This is a genomic window from Anaerolineae bacterium (assembly GCA_013178015.1).
In the GTDB taxonomy this organism is placed as follows: Bacteria; Chloroflexota; Anaerolineae; order DRVO01; family DRVO01; genus Ch71.
In genome coordinates, this window is record JABLXR010000007.1 from 23,326 (window position 1) to 37,255 (window position 13,930).

Sequence of the window (13,930 nt, forward strand, 5' to 3'; positions counted from 1 at the left end):
TGCCGCTCAGCCCGTCCAGTCCAACATCACTCCCATAGACCGAGCGCGGTCCTTCCACAACATCTCGAACGCGGCAGGGGCCTCGCGCCAACCGAACCTCTCCGTCACCAGGTCGTTCACCCGGACCTCGCCGGCAGCCACCAGATCCAGGAACAGCTCCCCGTCGCGCTGCAGCGTCCATACGTTGTAGGGTGTCTCTACCGGGGTGTGGGTGCTGTTGTGAGCCCCAATCACGTGCAGGCCGTTCGTGTGGACCTCGTCGTGGAAGTCCACCTCGGTCTTGCCGCGGGGCGATCCCAGGAGTATCACCCGGCCCAGTCTGCGAGCCAGGCGAAAGAGCCCTGGAATCACCTTCGGGTTGCCCGTCACCTCGAATACGACGTCCGCCAGCCGCCCTCGGTTGAGCGCCAACAGCCCCTCTCGGGCCGCCCCGGCGTCTCCCTGCAGAGTGTGCGTGGCACCGTGAGCCGCCGCCATCTCCAGCCGGGCCTCCGACAGGTCCAGGGCCACCACCGGCCAGCCGCCGCTCTTGCGCGCCAGCTGTACTGCCAGATTCCCCACCAGACCTACACCGCAGACCACGGCGCTCTCCCCTAACTGGAGGCGGGACAGCCGGACTCCGTTGAGGCTGATGACTCCCAGAGTGCAGAAGGCAGCTTCCTCGTCCGATACCCCCTCTGGAACCGGCTGCACCTGGCTCCAGTTCTGCAGCACCAGCGAAGCGTGGGCTCCGTGACTGACCACCCGCTGGCCGACTCCCACGTCTTCTACTCCCGGGCCCGTCTGCACTACCACCCCTACGTTGGAGTAGCCGGGTCGCCAAGGGTACCGCACGTAGTTCGCCCACGCTGACTCCGGCGGGAACTCCCCTCCAAACGCCGTCAACTCGGTACCGGTGCTGATGAGAGTGCACCGAGTCTGGATCAGCACCTGCCCCTCGCCCGGAGATGGCACTTCCACCGTCTCCAGGTCCACCTTCCTCGCTCCAGGAAACACCACCGCTCGCGCTGTCTGCACGTGTACCCCTCCTGCCCTCTGCAGGTCGGCGGCCCATCGGCCGCCGCCTCATCATACCCACTCCAGCATCGGCCGCCAGCACGACTTCCCCCGACCGGTCGTCCCCGTAGCGCCCAAGACAAGGCCATCCCTCTATGCTACACTGGCGCTATCTTGGCGGGCCTGGCCCGGAGCTTTCCTGTTAGTGCTATCACATGGCTGCGCGTGAGGAGGCTGTTATGCTGATTGCCACCAGGACCTCGGTGTATCGGCTGGAGGACGACGGCTCTTGTCCTCCCTCCCTGGCGTTCGAAGGCGGGGGCATCCGGCGCGTGGCGGAAGGGTCGAGGGTCGGCATAGTGGCTCTGGCGAACGGTGACGTCGTTTTGCTGCAGGGCGAGGGTCTGCGCCGAGTGGCGTCCGGCATTGCCGAGCCCATCGAGTCCCTCATGCTACTGCACGAGTCTCCGATCGAGCTGCTGATCGGCACCGAGGCGCCGCACCTGTACTACCTTACGGAAGACGGCGAGCCGGCCCGGCGCAACGCATCCTTTGCCGCCCTGCCCGTGCGGCCGAGATGGTATACTCCTTGGGGCGGGCCGGCAGCCCTGCGCAGCCTGGCCCGCACCAACGACGGCTGGGTCTACGCCGATATTCACGTAGGCAGCATCATGCGGTCAGAAGATAGGGGCACAACCTGGGCGCCGGTGACTCCCGGTCTGCACGAGGACGTGCACCAGGTGAACACCAGCCCCGCCTCCGACGAGATCGTCTACGCCAACACCTTCCTGGCCGTGTACCTCAGCCAGGACCGAGGACGCACCTGGCATCATCGGGCCACAGACCTGGGCCAGAGGTACGGCCGGGCCGTGGTCGTGCACCCGAAGTGGCCCGAAGTGGCCCTGGCCACCGTAAGCGACGGGCCCTCCGGAACCGACGTGCACGGGCAGCTCTATCGGACCGAGGACGCCGGGCTCACCTGGGCCCTGGCTGAGGGCGAGTTCCCCCGGTCCACGGTCAGGAACATAGACACTTACCATCTGGCTTTCTCACCCGACGGCACCGCCTGGGCCTGCGTGGACCGCGCCCTCTACGTGAGCGGCGACAGCGGTGCTTCGTGGCGGCGGTTCTGGGAGGCCCCGGAGAGAATAGCCGGCATCGCCTGTCGCCGCTGAGCCGCCGGAGTCCTTTCTGACCCTGCGCACTACCAGGAGGGAGATTCTGCATGGGGAGCACGCGCAGCCTGGCTGACTACCACGCCGCTCTCGCCGTCTCGCAGAGCATGGAAGTCCGCCGCGAGGAGTACCTGGACTACATGACCTTCAGGGAGAACCGACGGCCGCTCTTCACCGAGATCTTCGGGCCCCTTCTGGGCCTCAAGGAGGAATGGGCGGCCCAGGGTGCCACTCCCGAGGAGCTAGACCTGTCGGCCTTCCGCTACCAGCGCCCCGCCTTCGGGAGCGTACCGGTCTCCACCGGCTGGATGGACCCCTTCGAAGAGGAGATCCTAGAGGAGAACGATGAGTTCGTCATCGCGCGGGACCGCTACGGTCGCCGAGTCAAGCTGAGCAAGAAGGCGGCCACCCTGCCTCTGCCCCTCGAGTATCCGGTCCGCGACATGGACGACTGGATGCGGGTGAAGCACCACTACCAATTCTCCCCTTCACGACTGGCCGGGGACTGGGAAGCAACAGCCCGCGCTCATCTGGCCGCGGGCCGAGTGGTCACCGTGTCCATCCCCGGGGGCTTCGATGAGCCGCGGCAGCTCATGGGCGAGGAAGCGCTCGCCCTGGCCTACTACGACCAGCCGGAGCTGGTGCACGACATCCTCGACACCATCGCCGAGACCGCAGTCCAGGTGTTGGATGAGGTTTCGCGCACGGTACAAGTGGATCAACTCATGGTCCACGAGGATATGGCGGGCAAGAGCGGGCCCCTAGCCGGACCAAGGCAGGTTCGTGAATTCATCGCCCCCTACTACCGTCGGGTGTGGGAGGTGCTGGAGGCTCGCGGGGCGCGCGTCTTCGGCCAGGACTCGGACGGGAACATGAACCCTGTCATAGACGAGTTTCTGGAATCCGGCCTCAACTTCATGTATCCCATGGAGCCTGCGGCAGGCATGGACATAGTCGTCCTGCGAGAACGATACGGCACTCGCCTGGCCTTCATGGGTGGCATAGACAAGCACGTTCTGCGGGGTACTCGAGAGGAGATCACAGCCGAGCTGGAGTACAAGATACCCCCGATGGTTCGCACCGGAGGCTGCATCCTCGGCCTGGATCATCGCATACCCAATGGCACTCCGCTGGACAACTACCGGTTCTACGTGGCGAAAGCGTGGGAGATCATGGATCGCGAGGCTGCCCGCCTCTAGGCGCCAGCAGGGAGCCCGGCGGCTCGGGGGAGCACTCCTGCATTCAGCCCGACAGGCCGGACACCCCAGGGCGCACTCGATCTCGCCACACCTGCAGTTGCTGCTCCAGAGCCGCGGATCTCTCGGGGCGACCGGGAAGCCGGGGTAGCACTCTCAGGTAGGCTTCCCCCACTCGAGCGGCGTTACGAAAGTCGCCTCTGCGGGAGTAGATCTCTAGCAGCCGTTCGTAAGGCTGCTCGCCCACAAACCGGTCGGCCACATTGGCCTCGTACAGCTCGATGGCCTCGCGCAGCTTCCCCGCCTGCTCCAACTTGCCCGCCTGAGCGTTGCGCTGGACCATAACCTTCTGGAGCTCTGCCGCCACATCGGCGTATGCCTGCAGCGCTCGCGGCGCCCTTCGGGACGGGAGGCTGCTGCGCAGCAGGTCGCAGATCTCCTGGCGCGGAACGCCACCGTCCATCTGGTCCTGGGCCAGCCGGAGAGCTTCGGTCCTGCTAGCCTCGTATGCCCCTCCCAGCTGCCACCGTCTAGTTAAGCCACGCAGGAGCGACATACCCCACCCTCCTCCTGGGTCACCGGCCCCCACAGGGCCGCCCTAGACTACCGATAGGCGAAGACGGACGACATAGGCGAACGATGACCACCGCCCTCATTATCTAGGCAACCGGCGTACCTGTCCAATGCAACAGCAAGGCGACCGAGCGCGGCTCGGGCAAGGGCCCGGTCGGTCTCCATGCTGCAGGGTAAGCCTGCACATCGTGCCCAGACCGACCTCGTTGATGCGAACCGGCTGCGCGCCTATACTGCTGCCACTTCTGCCAGAGACGACACCATAGCGCAGGAGGTCTCGAGAAAGGCATAGCCACCGTCATCGCCTCGTTCGTGGCGGCGGCGGCCCGACCACCTATCTTCATACCGGTGGGCTTCCTCGCCCGGCAGCGATTGCCGCTAAGCTGCGTGGGGCGGGCGGCATAGTCCCATGCGCGACGGCGTTCCCGAGCCGAAGGGCTGCCGGGCCCGGACTCGGCCGGCAGCCGCGGCAGTGACAAGGAGGACACATGGACCTGCGATATCAGAGTGAGCGCCGCACTCCGGAGGAGATGGTTCGACACCTGAAGAGCTTCAGTCTGGACCTCAAGTTCTCTGCCGGTGTCTGGTTCTTCGCGCCCGGCGGCGGCCGCTTCCACAGCCGCTACGTGCCCGATCTGCCCATGGAAGGCCGGCTCGAGATCGCCTCCGGACTCAAGGACTACGGCCTGGTGGGACTGGAGGCCCACTACCCCAGCGAGGTCAACGAGGAGAACCTTGACCTATGGAAGGGGTTCATCCGCGATACCGGCATCCGCCTGGTGGGTCTGGCCCCCAACATCTTCTACGAGGCCCAATACGAGTGGGGGTCGCTTTCCTCACCCATCGAGGAGGCTCGAGACAGCGCCATCGCTCGAGCTAAGACTACCCTCCAACTGGCCAAGGAGCTGGGCACCGACATCGCCATCGTCTGGCCCGGCATAGACGGCTACGAGAACCCCTTCGGCCTGGACCTCATCGCAGCCCGGGACCGCTTCGCCGAGGGCCTGGCCGAGGTGATGGACGCCGTGCCCGGCATGCCCGTGGCCGAGGAGCCCAAGCCCTACGAGCCCCGAGGTCACATCCTCTACGGTACCACCCCGGAGGGCATCCTACTGGCTCAGAAGGTGGAGGGCCTCCTGCGCCACCCGGAGAACCGGGCCAGACTGGAAGCGGGCGAGAGCCTGGTGGGGCTCAACCCCGAAGTAGGCCACGTGCTCATGGGCTTCGAAGACCTGCCCTACGCCCTCAGCCTGGTTCTGGAGTACGGCAAGCTCATGCACACCCACTGGAACAGCCAGCCTCTGGGTAACTACGACCAGGACCTCAACGCCGGGGTAATATCCCCCGAGCAAATGGAGGCGGCCCTCTATGTCCTCAAGATGCAGGGCTATCGGGGCTACTTCGGCATAGACATCAACCCGGAGCGCATGCCCGTGGAGCAGGCCCTGCGCAACAACATGGACGCGTTGCGGGCCGCCAACGACCGGATCAACTCGCTGGACCACGAGAAGGTCATCTTCGCCACTGCACACCCGGACCGGGCCCGGGGGTGGCTGGAGGCCTACCTCATCCGCATGCGGGCCCCGTCCAGCAGCACTCTGGCCCCTTTGCCGCCGCTCCCTGCGGGGTAGGGAGCACCAGCAGGGTCCCCTCGGAGGGAGCAGGGAGAAAGCGGGCTGGTGATTGGGTTCTCAGCCTGCTTCGCTGACAAGCCAGGTTTGGTGGTGGGTGCCCGGGCGAGTGAGAGACACGGTAGACATAGTGGCTGAAAGCCTGGCGTCCGCGGGTCTGATGGCTTGCCTGGCCACCACCCCCAAGGCGCCGAAGCTCCGGCACGCCCTGCCAGCCCGGTCACCGCGGGGTATCGGGACTCACTGAGAGAGCAGATGGACCGGGTGACCCAAGGCGCGAAGAGCGCGGAGGAGCGACTCGCCGCGGTCAGGAATGCGATGCAATCTCGTGACCACCTCTAGCTGGCAAGCAGGCAAGTCAGCTAACCCACTCGCACTGGACGGCTCCGACCACGTGCGCTTGGCGCCGACGCACTGAGTGGGTGCTACGTCATGGCACCAGTGACAGCGGAGGAACAGAGAAGATCATGGACGGGATGACCTCACGCGAACGTCTCCTTGCCGCCCTACGGCGCCAAGAGGTGGACTACGTACCCTGCTCCCCCTCGTTCAGCCCCTCCCTCGCCGGGCCCCAGTACACTTGGGCCGGCCGCACCGACACCCTGGAGCGCCTCGTTGTCGAGTTGGGGCTGGACGCGGTCGTGAACGTAGCGATCGAGGCTTCCTGGCACCCCGACGTCACCAGTCGGGTGTGGCGGGAGGAGAGGCCCGGAGAGCTGCCGGTGCTGCACAAGGAGATCCAGACACCGAAGGGGCCTCTCACCGCCGCCATCCGCCTCACTGAGGACCTGCCGGACAAGGACGACATCCGCCTGACCGACGACTGGAACGTGTCGCGCTTCGTCAAGCCCTGGTTCCAGACCATGGAAGACGTGGAGCGCTACGCCTACGTGCACTTGCCTCCATCGGATGCCGCCATCGCCCAGGGCAGGGAGAGGTACCAGGAGGCCAGACGCCAGGCTGATCGCTACGGCCTGGCCGTCCACGCCGACTGCGGCACCGGGCTCACCTCTGCCTTGCAGCTCTTCGGTGCCCAGCAGGCGGTGTTGATCTCCATGGACCAGCCAGATATGATCCAGCGCTTCCTCGAGATCGAACACCGGACCACCATGCGGCGGGCGGAGGTGCTGGCGGACTGGGGGGTGGACATCATCCATCGCAACGGCTTCTATGAGACCACCGACTTCTGGAGCCCGCGCCAGCTTCGGGAGTGGCTGGTGCCTCTGCTGCAAGAGGAGATCGCGGCCATGAAGTCGGGCGGGGCCGCCGTCACCTACACCGTGGAGACCGGCATCATGCCTATGCTGGACATCCTGGCCGTGCTAGACTTCGACGGCTACCGTGACATCGAGCCCGCCCTGGGACACCAGGACATGAGGGTGGTGGCCGAGCGGTTGTGCGACCGGCACTCCATCTGGGGCGGGGTCTCCGGCCCCATCCACATAGGCGAGGGCACTCCGGAGATCGCCCGCCAGGCGGTGCGGGAGGCGTTCGAGATCTTCGGCCCCAGGGGGCTGGTGCTCAGCGCCGTTCCCTCCATCCGAGCGCACTGGCCCTGGGAGAACTCCCTGGCCATGTTCGACGAGTGGCGCCAGCTGCGCGCGTGGCCGCCAGCCTGATCGAGCCTTTCACCCAACGACACGGACAGCCCGGACCGCAGGGCCAGGCCACAGCCCCCTACTCCTCCAGGTGGGGCAGGAGCGCTCCCCCCTCCCCCGACTCGAGCACTAGTAGGAACCGTGCCTCCTCCCAAGTCGGGTTGCACCAGGCGTGCGCCAGCGAAGCCTCGAACAGGAGCGCGTCGCCCGGCCGCAAGACGTAGACCGTCCCGCCCACAGCGTAGTCCACCCGCCCCGACAGCCCGAAGACCAATTCCTGCCCCCGATGGCGGATGGGGTCCAGCCCACTTCCAGCCCCGGGCTTCAGGGTCACCTGAAAGGGCTCGATGCGCTGCCGCGCCAACCCTGTCCCCAGGCTCTCGATGAGCGCCTCGCCCGTCTGCATTCTGCCCCGCCGCTCTGCCGGGAGGTATACCACGTTCTGCTCCTCCTGCGGCCCGAAGAAGTCCACGATCCGCACCCCGAGGGCGCCGGCCAGCCGATGCAGGGTGGAGACGGTAGGCGAGGACTGACCCCGCTCGATCAGACTGACGGTGTTCACCGCCACTCCACTGCGCTCCGCCAGGGCGCGCAGCGACAACCCGCGTGCCTCCCGTAGCATTCGTATCCTCTGCCCCACGTCGGGCGGCGCTTCCTCTACCATGCGCTCCACCTCACCGCTCCCGCCACCATTCTACCACGAACCTCCCCGCTACTCGACCGCGAGCCGGTGTCTCTGTGCTCTTCTATGGTCCGACGTACCAAAAGACTTGACAACCCCAACCCCATGTGCCAGACTGCTACCGAAGCAGTCTCTGTGGGTGGGCAGACCCACGCCACAGCCGCTGGGAGGAATCATAGTGGACCAGGCCAAACCCGACCGACCTTCAGACGGTAGCGCCGGTCCTGAAAGGTATGACCAGGGAAGCTCCTACGTTGAGGGGCAGGCGGAAGCCCTCAACCGCATCGGTCGCGTGGTGGCCGTGATGAGCGGCAAGGGCGGGGTGGGGAAGTCCTCCCTGTCCGCTCTGCTTGCCGTGGCCATGCGACAGGCGGGCCAGTCCGTAGGTCTGCTCGACGCTGACGTCACCGGACCCAGCATCCCCCGCCTGTTTGGCGTGCGCCAAGCGCCTAGGTTGAGCCCCCTGGGCATCATCCCCTCCCGAAGCAAGAGCGGCATAGCCATCATCTCTATCAATCTGATGCTTCCTCAGGAAGACGAGCCTGTCGTCTGGCGCGGCCCACTCATCGGCCGGGCCATCCAGCAGTTCTGGAGCGACGTCTACTGGGGAGACCTGGACACCCTGGTGGTGGACCTTCCGCCGGGCACGGCAGACGCGCCCCTCACGGTCATGCAGTCCGTACCTCTCAACGGCGTGGTTCTGGTGACCTCGCCCCAGGACCTGGCCGGAATGGTGGTCCGCAAGGCGGCCAACATGGCCCGGCACATGGGAGTCCCCCTGATCGGGATGGTGGAGAACATGAGCTACGTGATCTGCCCCCACTGTGGCGAGAGGATCGAGATCTTCGGGCCCAGCCGGGCCGAGAGCATGGCGCAGGGGCTCGGCTTGCCTCTTCTGGGGCGCCTGCCTCTCGACCCTGAGCTGGCGGCGCTCTGTGATGCCGGAGAAGTGGAATCCTACGCCAGCCCCGCACTGGACGGGGTGGTTTGCGAGGTAATGGCCCTAATCCCGCGGGAGAAGGTCGGGCCTGCAGCCAACAGGCTCAGGCACCCAGGCGCCTGACACTGTTGCCCAATACCTAGGAGGAGAGACATGCGAGTAGTAGTGACCGCCCAAGGCACCGATCTGGATTCGCCGACTAGTCCCATCTTCGGGCGTTGCCCCGCCTTCGTCTTCGTAGACCCGGAGACCATGGAGTTCGAGGCAGTGGCCAACGCCAGCGTCGCCGCCGGAGGCGGCGCCGGTATCCAGGCAGCGCAGTGGGTGGTTGACAAAGGAGCTCAGGCGGTATTGAGCCACAACGTCGGCCCTAACGCCTTCGCCGTGCTCAGTCAGGCCGGTGTTGCGGTGTACCGGATCGAGCCGGCGGGCACGGTCCGGCAGGCGGTAGAGGCCTACGTTGCCGGCAGGCTGCAAGCCATATCCGGCGCCAATGTGGCGTCCCACACCGGAATGTCCGGTATGGGGCGACGGGGCGGCGGCCGCTAATTCAGAGAGGCTGCGGAACCGAGTCGCGCCATCTGTGTACTGGAGGTGGACTATGTTCAGAAGGTCTTCGCGAGGTGGAGGCGGTGGTGGCGCAGGGGGTCAGGGTGGCCGCGGGCGGATGGGCGGCCCCAGGGCTGCCGGCCCAAGTGGCTACTGCCTTTGCCCCAACTGCGGGCACCGTGTGCCCCACGAGGCCGGCAAGCCCTGTATGGACCGCCAATGCCCGCAGTGCGGCACCCGCATGGTACGGGAGTGAGACCCGGCTCATGGTCGTCACCGTTGCCAGCGGCAAGGGAGGTACCGGCAAGACGCTGGTGGCCACCGGGCTGGCCGACGTCCTGTCCGGCGAGGCCGGCAGCAATGTCCAGCTAGTGGACTGCGACGTGGAGGAGCCCAACGCTCATCTCTTCCTCCGGCCCCAGCTCCATCGCTCGGAGGAGGTCACCCACCCGGTGCCCCAGGTGGACTTGACCCAGTGCACCTTCTGCGGGCGATGTGCCCAGGTCTGTGAGTTCCACGCCATAGCCGTCCTGTCGGGCAAGGTGATGGTCTTCACCGAGATGTGTCACGGGTGCGGAAGCTGCGCCCGGCAGTGTCCCGAGGGCGCCATCACCGAGGTGCCCGAGCTGCTCGGCCACCTGGAGTTCGGTCGGGCCGGGGCCATCGCTTTCGCCCACGGCCGCCTCGAGGTGGGCCAAGCCCTGGCCACTCCGGTTATCCGCCAACTCAAGGCCCGTGCCCTCCCGCGGGCAGCCAGCACCGCTATGTCCATCCTGGACGCGCCGCCCGGCAATGCCTGCTCGGTGGTGGAGACTCTGAGAGGAAGCGACTACGCCATCCTGGTCACGGAGCCCACGCCCTTTGGGCTCCACGACCTCAAGCTGGCGGTGGAGCTGGCTCGGGACGCGCTGGGGCTGCCTGTGGGGGTGATCATCAACCGCGACGGCATGGGCGATGCCGGCGTCGAGTCCTTCTGCGCGGCGGCGGGCGTCCCCGTTCTGACACGCCTCCCCTTCGATCGCCGCGTCGCCCGCGCCTACTCCGAGGGGCAGCTCTGGACCAGAGTCCTGCCCGAATACCGGTCGCAGATGCTCGAGGTTGCCCGGGCCGTTCGCTCGCTGACGGAGGCCACGTCGTGAAGGAGTGCGTCGTCCTCAGCGGCAAGGGAGGAACGGGGAAGACCAGCGTGCTGGCTGCCCTGGCGGACCTGGCCGCCCGCGACCATAAGCTCGTTCTGGCCGATGCCGACGTGGACGCCGCCAACCTCGAGTTGCTGGTATCTCCTCGCCTTGCCGAGCGCCACGACTTCGTGGGCGGAAGGGTAGCAGAGATAGACCCCGACCTCTGCCGTGGCTGCGAGCTATGTCTCGAGGTGTGCCGGTTTGGAGCCATCCTCGACGGCGAGGGCCTGCGCGTGGATCCAGTGGGGTGCGAGGGCTGCGCTTCCTGTTTCTACAGCTGCCCGGCCAACGCCATCGAGATGCGGGATCGCCTTTCCGGGCAGTGGTTCCGGTCTGAAACTGACCTCGGGCCCCTGTTCCACGCCCGGCTTTCTCCCGGCCAGGAGAACTCGGGCAAGCTGGTGGCTCAGGTGAAGATGGCTGCCCGTCTGAGGGCGGCCAGCGAGAAGGCCGATCTGCTCCTGGTAGACGGACCTCCGGGCATCGGATGCCCCGCCATCGCCGCCACCAGCGGCGCTCAGCTGGCGCTGCTCGTGGCCGAGCCCAGCGTCTCCGGCGTCCACGACCTGGCCCGCATCCTGGCCACCACCCGGCACTTTGGCGTGCCCGCTGTGGTCTGCATCAACAAGGCCGACATCAACCTCACCCAGACCGAGCGGATCGGCGAAATGTGCTCTCGCGAGGGCGTACCGCTCCTGGGCCAGATACCATTCGATCCCGCCATGGTAGAGACCTTGGTGCGGCTGGAGCCGGTGACCAGGGCGGCCGGTAGTCCAGCAGCCGAAGCGGTGCGGTCGCTGTGGGAGGAGCTCAGGCCGAGGCTGGTCTAGTCTAGTGGGGGGTCACCGGGGAGGTTGCTCGCATGATTGAGATAGAGGCCGACAAGTGCACCGGCTGCAGGGTCTGTGTGGAGACGTGTCCAGTGGGAGCCATCCGGGTCGCCGGTGGGGTGGCGCGGGTGGACGCCGAGCTCTGCCGCCAATGCGGTGATTGCGTGTCAGCCTGCCCCCGGGGCGCCATCACAGAGGTTGTGCCTCCGGTGGTGGTGAACCTGCCTAAGGAGCCTCAGGTCACCGCCCAGCTCGCCGCTCCTGTAGTGACCAGGAGCGCCGGTTGGCTCGCCCGAGTGGCCCCGGTGGCGGCAGCCGTGGCCAGCTTCGTGGGTAGAGAGGTCTTGCCCCTGGTCCTGGACCGGATGGCGTCCCGAGCACCGGACGTTGGCGGCGCCGCCGATTCCGGCGTGACCACGTATCCCGGCTACCAGCGGAACCGGCGGCAGCCGGGGCGGCAGCGCCACCGGCAGCGCGGGAGGCGCGGCTTCTGAGCCTTCCGTGTCCACCTTAGCGGACCCTGTGATCGCGTAGAGCAGATAGGAGGAAACCAATGCGGATCGCCTTCTCTAGCGGTGGCCCTGAAGGGTTGGAGGCCACCATCCACCCCCACTTCGGCCGCTGTCCCTGGTTTACCTTGGTGGACGTGGCCAATGGTCGCGCTAGCTCGGTTCAGACAGTGGCCAATCCGTACTACGCTCGGCATGAGCCTGGGCAAGTTCCCGCCTTCATCCACCAGCAGGGAGCTCAGGTCATGATCACGGGCGGCATGGGCGGCCGCGCGGTGGACCTCTTCCAGCAACTGGGCGTGGAGCCGATCACGGGGGCGTCGGGCACCGTGCGTCAGGCGCTGGACCAGTACCTGTCAGGGTCACTCCAGGGAGCGGGTGCCTGCCGAGAGCACGAAGGCCCCATGGGCCTGGGGTAAGGGGAGGGTGCCAGAGCGATACCAGGTAGGCAGTTATCGCGGACGCGCTCGGCCCCATGCTATAGACCACAGCCGAGGCCCGGCGCCATAGAGCACCGGGCCTCGGCTAGCGTCCGCCGTTATTCGCTCTCACTCTCGAGGTCCCGCAGGCGGGTCTCGATTTCACCCAGCACGGACTTTAGCGCCTCCTGCTGGGCCCGCAGAGCTTGCGCCTCCTGCTCTCGGGTGGGAGCAGGGGCCGGCGGGACCGCTCCCCATCCCCAACCTGGGTACACACCGGCCCGAGCCCAGCCCGGTAGCCCGGTAGCGTAGTACCAGTTGCGCCAGCCCCATCCACCGCCTCGCCCACCCCAGAAGCCGAGCCCTCGGCCTCCTAGCGGGTTGGCGAAGCCCGGCACTGGGTAGCCGGCGCAGTAGCCTGCCGCTCTGCCTGTCATCGGACCCATCCCGGCGGGCCCTGTCCTGTCACCTCTCGGCATATCACACCTCCAAGTGTCTTGTGTCGGTCAACTCACCAACGTCTGCGGCCACGGCCGCCCCTCCGCCCCAGGCCAAGCCCGAGACCTGCCCCCAGCCGGCCGAACACCCGTGGCCAGCCGCTGAAGAACCGACCCGCCGCCCCGGCGTAGCCTACCGCGGCCTGTCCCGGTCGGTTGGGCAGACGAACGGCGCAGTACCCGCGTGCTCCTCCGGTCATGGGACCCGCACCTCGCGGTCCGGTACCATCGAAACCAGGCATGTCAATCACCTCCTGTCCTGTCTCGTGAGTGCGGACTCTCTACAGCCTCACTGGCGATACGTGCGCTCGTACTCCTCCAGAAACCGATGGAGGATGCGGTCCGTTGCCCGGAGCTGTTCCGCCCAGGCGTGGAGCAGCTCCTCTCCTCTGGGAGTCAGGCGGTAGACTCGGCGCGGGGGGCCAAGGGAACCCTGGCTCTCCCAGCCTGAGACCACCATGCCCTCGGCTTCCATTGCGTCCAGAGTGCGGTATACGGTGCTGGCATCAACCGGGTACTGATCGAAACCGACCTCGGTCAGGCCGTTGATCAGGTCATAGCCATGCCCGGCCCCGCGCCGGAGCAGGAGCAGCAAGGCGGGCTGCACGAACCCACGGATTTGACTGGGGCCTCCACCCCTTCCACCTCGCCATCTGCCCCTAGGCCCTCTCGGCGGCACCGGCTCGCCTCCTCCATACACCGGCTCAAGTCACTAGATGCGCCACGCTAGTTGCGTTACGCAAGTAGATGATAGCACCTAGTTGGGCTGGCTGTCAAGACCCGTCTTGCCCTCGTGGCGCTTCAATCCTGGGGTGGTTATCCTTCGGCACCGGGGCCTCCCGCGTCTGGCTGAACGGAGCCAGGCATCCCCAAGTCGCGGTTGGAGACGGTTCGCTCGCCCTCAGAGCCCGGCCTGAGCCTGCCGTAGGCGCGACGCGGAGAGGAGCTCAGAGCCGTCCTGGCACGCACCCGAAGAGGAGCGGCGACGAATCTTAACGTCAGCGCGTGACAGTACGGGACGACTCGTCGTGTGAGCTCACACTACTCCGCCCAATACGGGAAACTCGCCTTCGGCTTCCGTAAGAGCCGGAGCAAAGCTTCAGCCGGCCCGAGGTCGGTTGACCGAATCGGAGGCAGAGGGCACAATCCCGGCC

The 13,930-nt window shown here is 66.7% G+C and carries 15 protein-coding genes; 10 read left to right on the top strand and 5 right to left on the bottom strand.

Annotation, left to right across the window (positions count from 1 at the left end):
* Positions 1–6 precede the first annotated feature (6 nt).
* Entirely contained in the window at positions 7–1,017 is a 1,011-nt protein-coding gene (locus HPY83_03630; protein ID NPV07040.1) for a zinc-binding dehydrogenase, read from the bottom strand.
* Between the two features lie 218 nt (positions 1,018–1,235).
* Here HPY83_03630 and HPY83_03635 point away from each other — a divergent pair, with 218 nt between their 5' ends.
* Entirely contained in the window at positions 1,236–2,171 is a 936-nt protein-coding gene (locus tag HPY83_03635; protein ID NPV07041.1) for a hypothetical protein, read from the top strand.
* 50 nt (positions 2,172–2,221) lie between these two features.
* Positions 2,222–3,370, top strand: a complete 1,149-nt coding sequence (locus HPY83_03640) for a hypothetical protein (GenBank protein ID NPV07042.1) — start codon at positions 2,222–2,224, stop codon at positions 3,368–3,370.
* 43 nt (positions 3,371–3,413) lie between these two features.
* Here the strand turns inward: HPY83_03640 and HPY83_03645 are convergent, their stop codons facing one another.
* A complete protein-coding gene (locus HPY83_03645; protein NPV07043.1) occupies positions 3,414–3,923 on the bottom strand; it encodes a hypothetical protein in 510 nt (169 codons plus the stop codon).
* 505 nt (positions 3,924–4,428) lie between these two features.
* On the opposite strand from HPY83_03645, the gene HPY83_03650 reads away from it, so the two are divergent.
* Together HPY83_03650 and HPY83_03655 are read left to right on the top strand one after the other, a co-directional pair.
* Positions 4,429–5,571, top strand: coding sequence for a TIM barrel protein (locus tag HPY83_03650; protein ID NPV07044.1), 1,143 nt, complete (start codon positions 4,429–4,431; stop codon positions 5,569–5,571).
* 476 nt (positions 5,572–6,047) lie between these two features.
* Positions 6,048–7,190: a hypothetical protein gene (locus HPY83_03655; protein NPV07045.1), complete on the top strand. Its 1,143-nt coding sequence runs from the start codon at positions 6,048–6,050 to the stop codon at positions 7,188–7,190.
* Positions 7,191–7,248: 58 nt separating this feature from the next.
* Here the strand turns inward: HPY83_03655 and HPY83_03660 are convergent, their stop codons facing one another.
* Positions 7,249–7,833, bottom strand: a complete 585-nt coding sequence (locus HPY83_03660; protein NPV07046.1) for a helix-turn-helix domain-containing protein — start codon at positions 7,831–7,833, stop codon at positions 7,249–7,251.
* Between HPY83_03660 and HPY83_03665 the strand changes: the two genes are divergently transcribed.
* The 6 genes from HPY83_03665 (at position 7,832) to HPY83_03690 (ending at position 12,279) form a co-directional block, all read left to right on the top strand.
* Positions 7,832–8,914, top strand: a complete 1,083-nt coding sequence (locus tag HPY83_03665; protein ID NPV07047.1) for an Mrp/NBP35 family ATP-binding protein — start codon at positions 7,832–7,834, stop codon at positions 8,912–8,914. The genes HPY83_03660 and HPY83_03665 overlap by 2 nt on opposite strands.
* A gap of 30 nt (positions 8,915–8,944) precedes the next feature.
* On the top strand, positions 8,945–9,340 hold the full coding sequence (locus tag HPY83_03670) for a NifB/NifX family molybdenum-iron cluster-binding protein (GenBank protein ID NPV07048.1): 396 nt from the start codon (positions 8,945–8,947) through the stop codon (positions 9,338–9,340).
* A gap of 266 nt (positions 9,341–9,606) precedes the next feature.
* Complete coding sequence (locus HPY83_03675; GenBank protein NPV07049.1) at positions 9,607–10,479, top strand: 4Fe-4S binding protein; 873 nt, start codon at positions 9,607–9,609, stop codon at positions 10,477–10,479.
* Positions 10,476–11,351: a 4Fe-4S binding protein gene (locus HPY83_03680; protein NPV07050.1), complete on the top strand. Its 876-nt coding sequence runs from the start codon at positions 10,476–10,478 to the stop codon at positions 11,349–11,351. The genes HPY83_03675 and HPY83_03680 overlap by 4 nt, the downstream gene beginning before the upstream one ends.
* Before the next feature lie 32 nt (positions 11,352–11,383).
* Entirely contained in the window at positions 11,384–11,845 is a 462-nt protein-coding gene (locus HPY83_03685; protein ID NPV07051.1) for a 4Fe-4S binding protein, read from the top strand.
* Between the two features lie 59 nt (positions 11,846–11,904).
* On the top strand, positions 11,905–12,279 hold the full coding sequence (locus HPY83_03690; protein NPV07052.1) for a dinitrogenase iron-molybdenum cofactor biosynthesis protein: 375 nt from the start codon (positions 11,905–11,907) through the stop codon (positions 12,277–12,279).
* A 119-nt stretch (positions 12,280–12,398) separates the two neighbouring features.
* Here the strand turns inward: HPY83_03690 and HPY83_03695 are convergent, their stop codons facing one another.
* A complete protein-coding gene (locus tag HPY83_03695; protein ID NPV07053.1) occupies positions 12,399–12,758 on the bottom strand; it encodes a DUF5320 domain-containing protein in 360 nt (119 codons plus the stop codon).
* Positions 12,759–13,065: 307 nt separating this feature from the next.
* Positions 13,066–13,383, bottom strand: a complete 318-nt coding sequence (locus HPY83_03700) for a PadR family transcriptional regulator (protein NPV07054.1) — start codon at positions 13,381–13,383, stop codon at positions 13,066–13,068.
* Between the last annotated feature and the right edge of the window lie 547 nt (positions 13,384–13,930).

Coding starts and splice junctions, on each gene's coding strand:
- HPY83_03695 (NPV07053.1), bottom strand. CDS start 12,758: ATGCCGAGAGGTGACAGGACAGGGCCCGCCGGGATGGGTCCGATGACA.
- HPY83_03660 (NPV07046.1), bottom strand. CDS start 7,833: ATGGTAGAGGAAGCGCCGCCCGACGTGGGGCAGAGGATACGAATGCTA.
- HPY83_03645 (NPV07043.1), bottom strand. CDS start 3,923: ATGTCGCTCCTGCGTGGCTTAACTAGACGGTGGCAGCTGGGAGGGGCA.
- HPY83_03670 (NPV07048.1), top strand. CDS start 8,945: ATGCGAGTAGTAGTGACCGCCCAAGGCACCGATCTGGATTCGCCGACT.
- HPY83_03675 (NPV07049.1), top strand. CDS start 9,607: ATGGTCGTCACCGTTGCCAGCGGCAAGGGAGGTACCGGCAAGACGCTG.
- HPY83_03650 (NPV07044.1), top strand. CDS start 4,429: ATGGACCTGCGATATCAGAGTGAGCGCCGCACTCCGGAGGAGATGGTT.
- HPY83_03635 (NPV07041.1), top strand. CDS start 1,236: ATGCTGATTGCCACCAGGACCTCGGTGTATCGGCTGGAGGACGACGGC.
- HPY83_03640 (NPV07042.1), top strand. CDS start 2,222: ATGGGGAGCACGCGCAGCCTGGCTGACTACCACGCCGCTCTCGCCGTC.
- HPY83_03655 (NPV07045.1), top strand. CDS start 6,048: ATGACCTCACGCGAACGTCTCCTTGCCGCCCTACGGCGCCAAGAGGTG.
- HPY83_03690 (NPV07052.1), top strand. CDS start 11,905: ATGCGGATCGCCTTCTCTAGCGGTGGCCCTGAAGGGTTGGAGGCCACC.
- HPY83_03665 (NPV07047.1), top strand. CDS start 7,832: ATGCGCTCCACCTCACCGCTCCCGCCACCATTCTACCACGAACCTCCC.
- HPY83_03685 (NPV07051.1), top strand. CDS start 11,384: ATGATTGAGATAGAGGCCGACAAGTGCACCGGCTGCAGGGTCTGTGTG.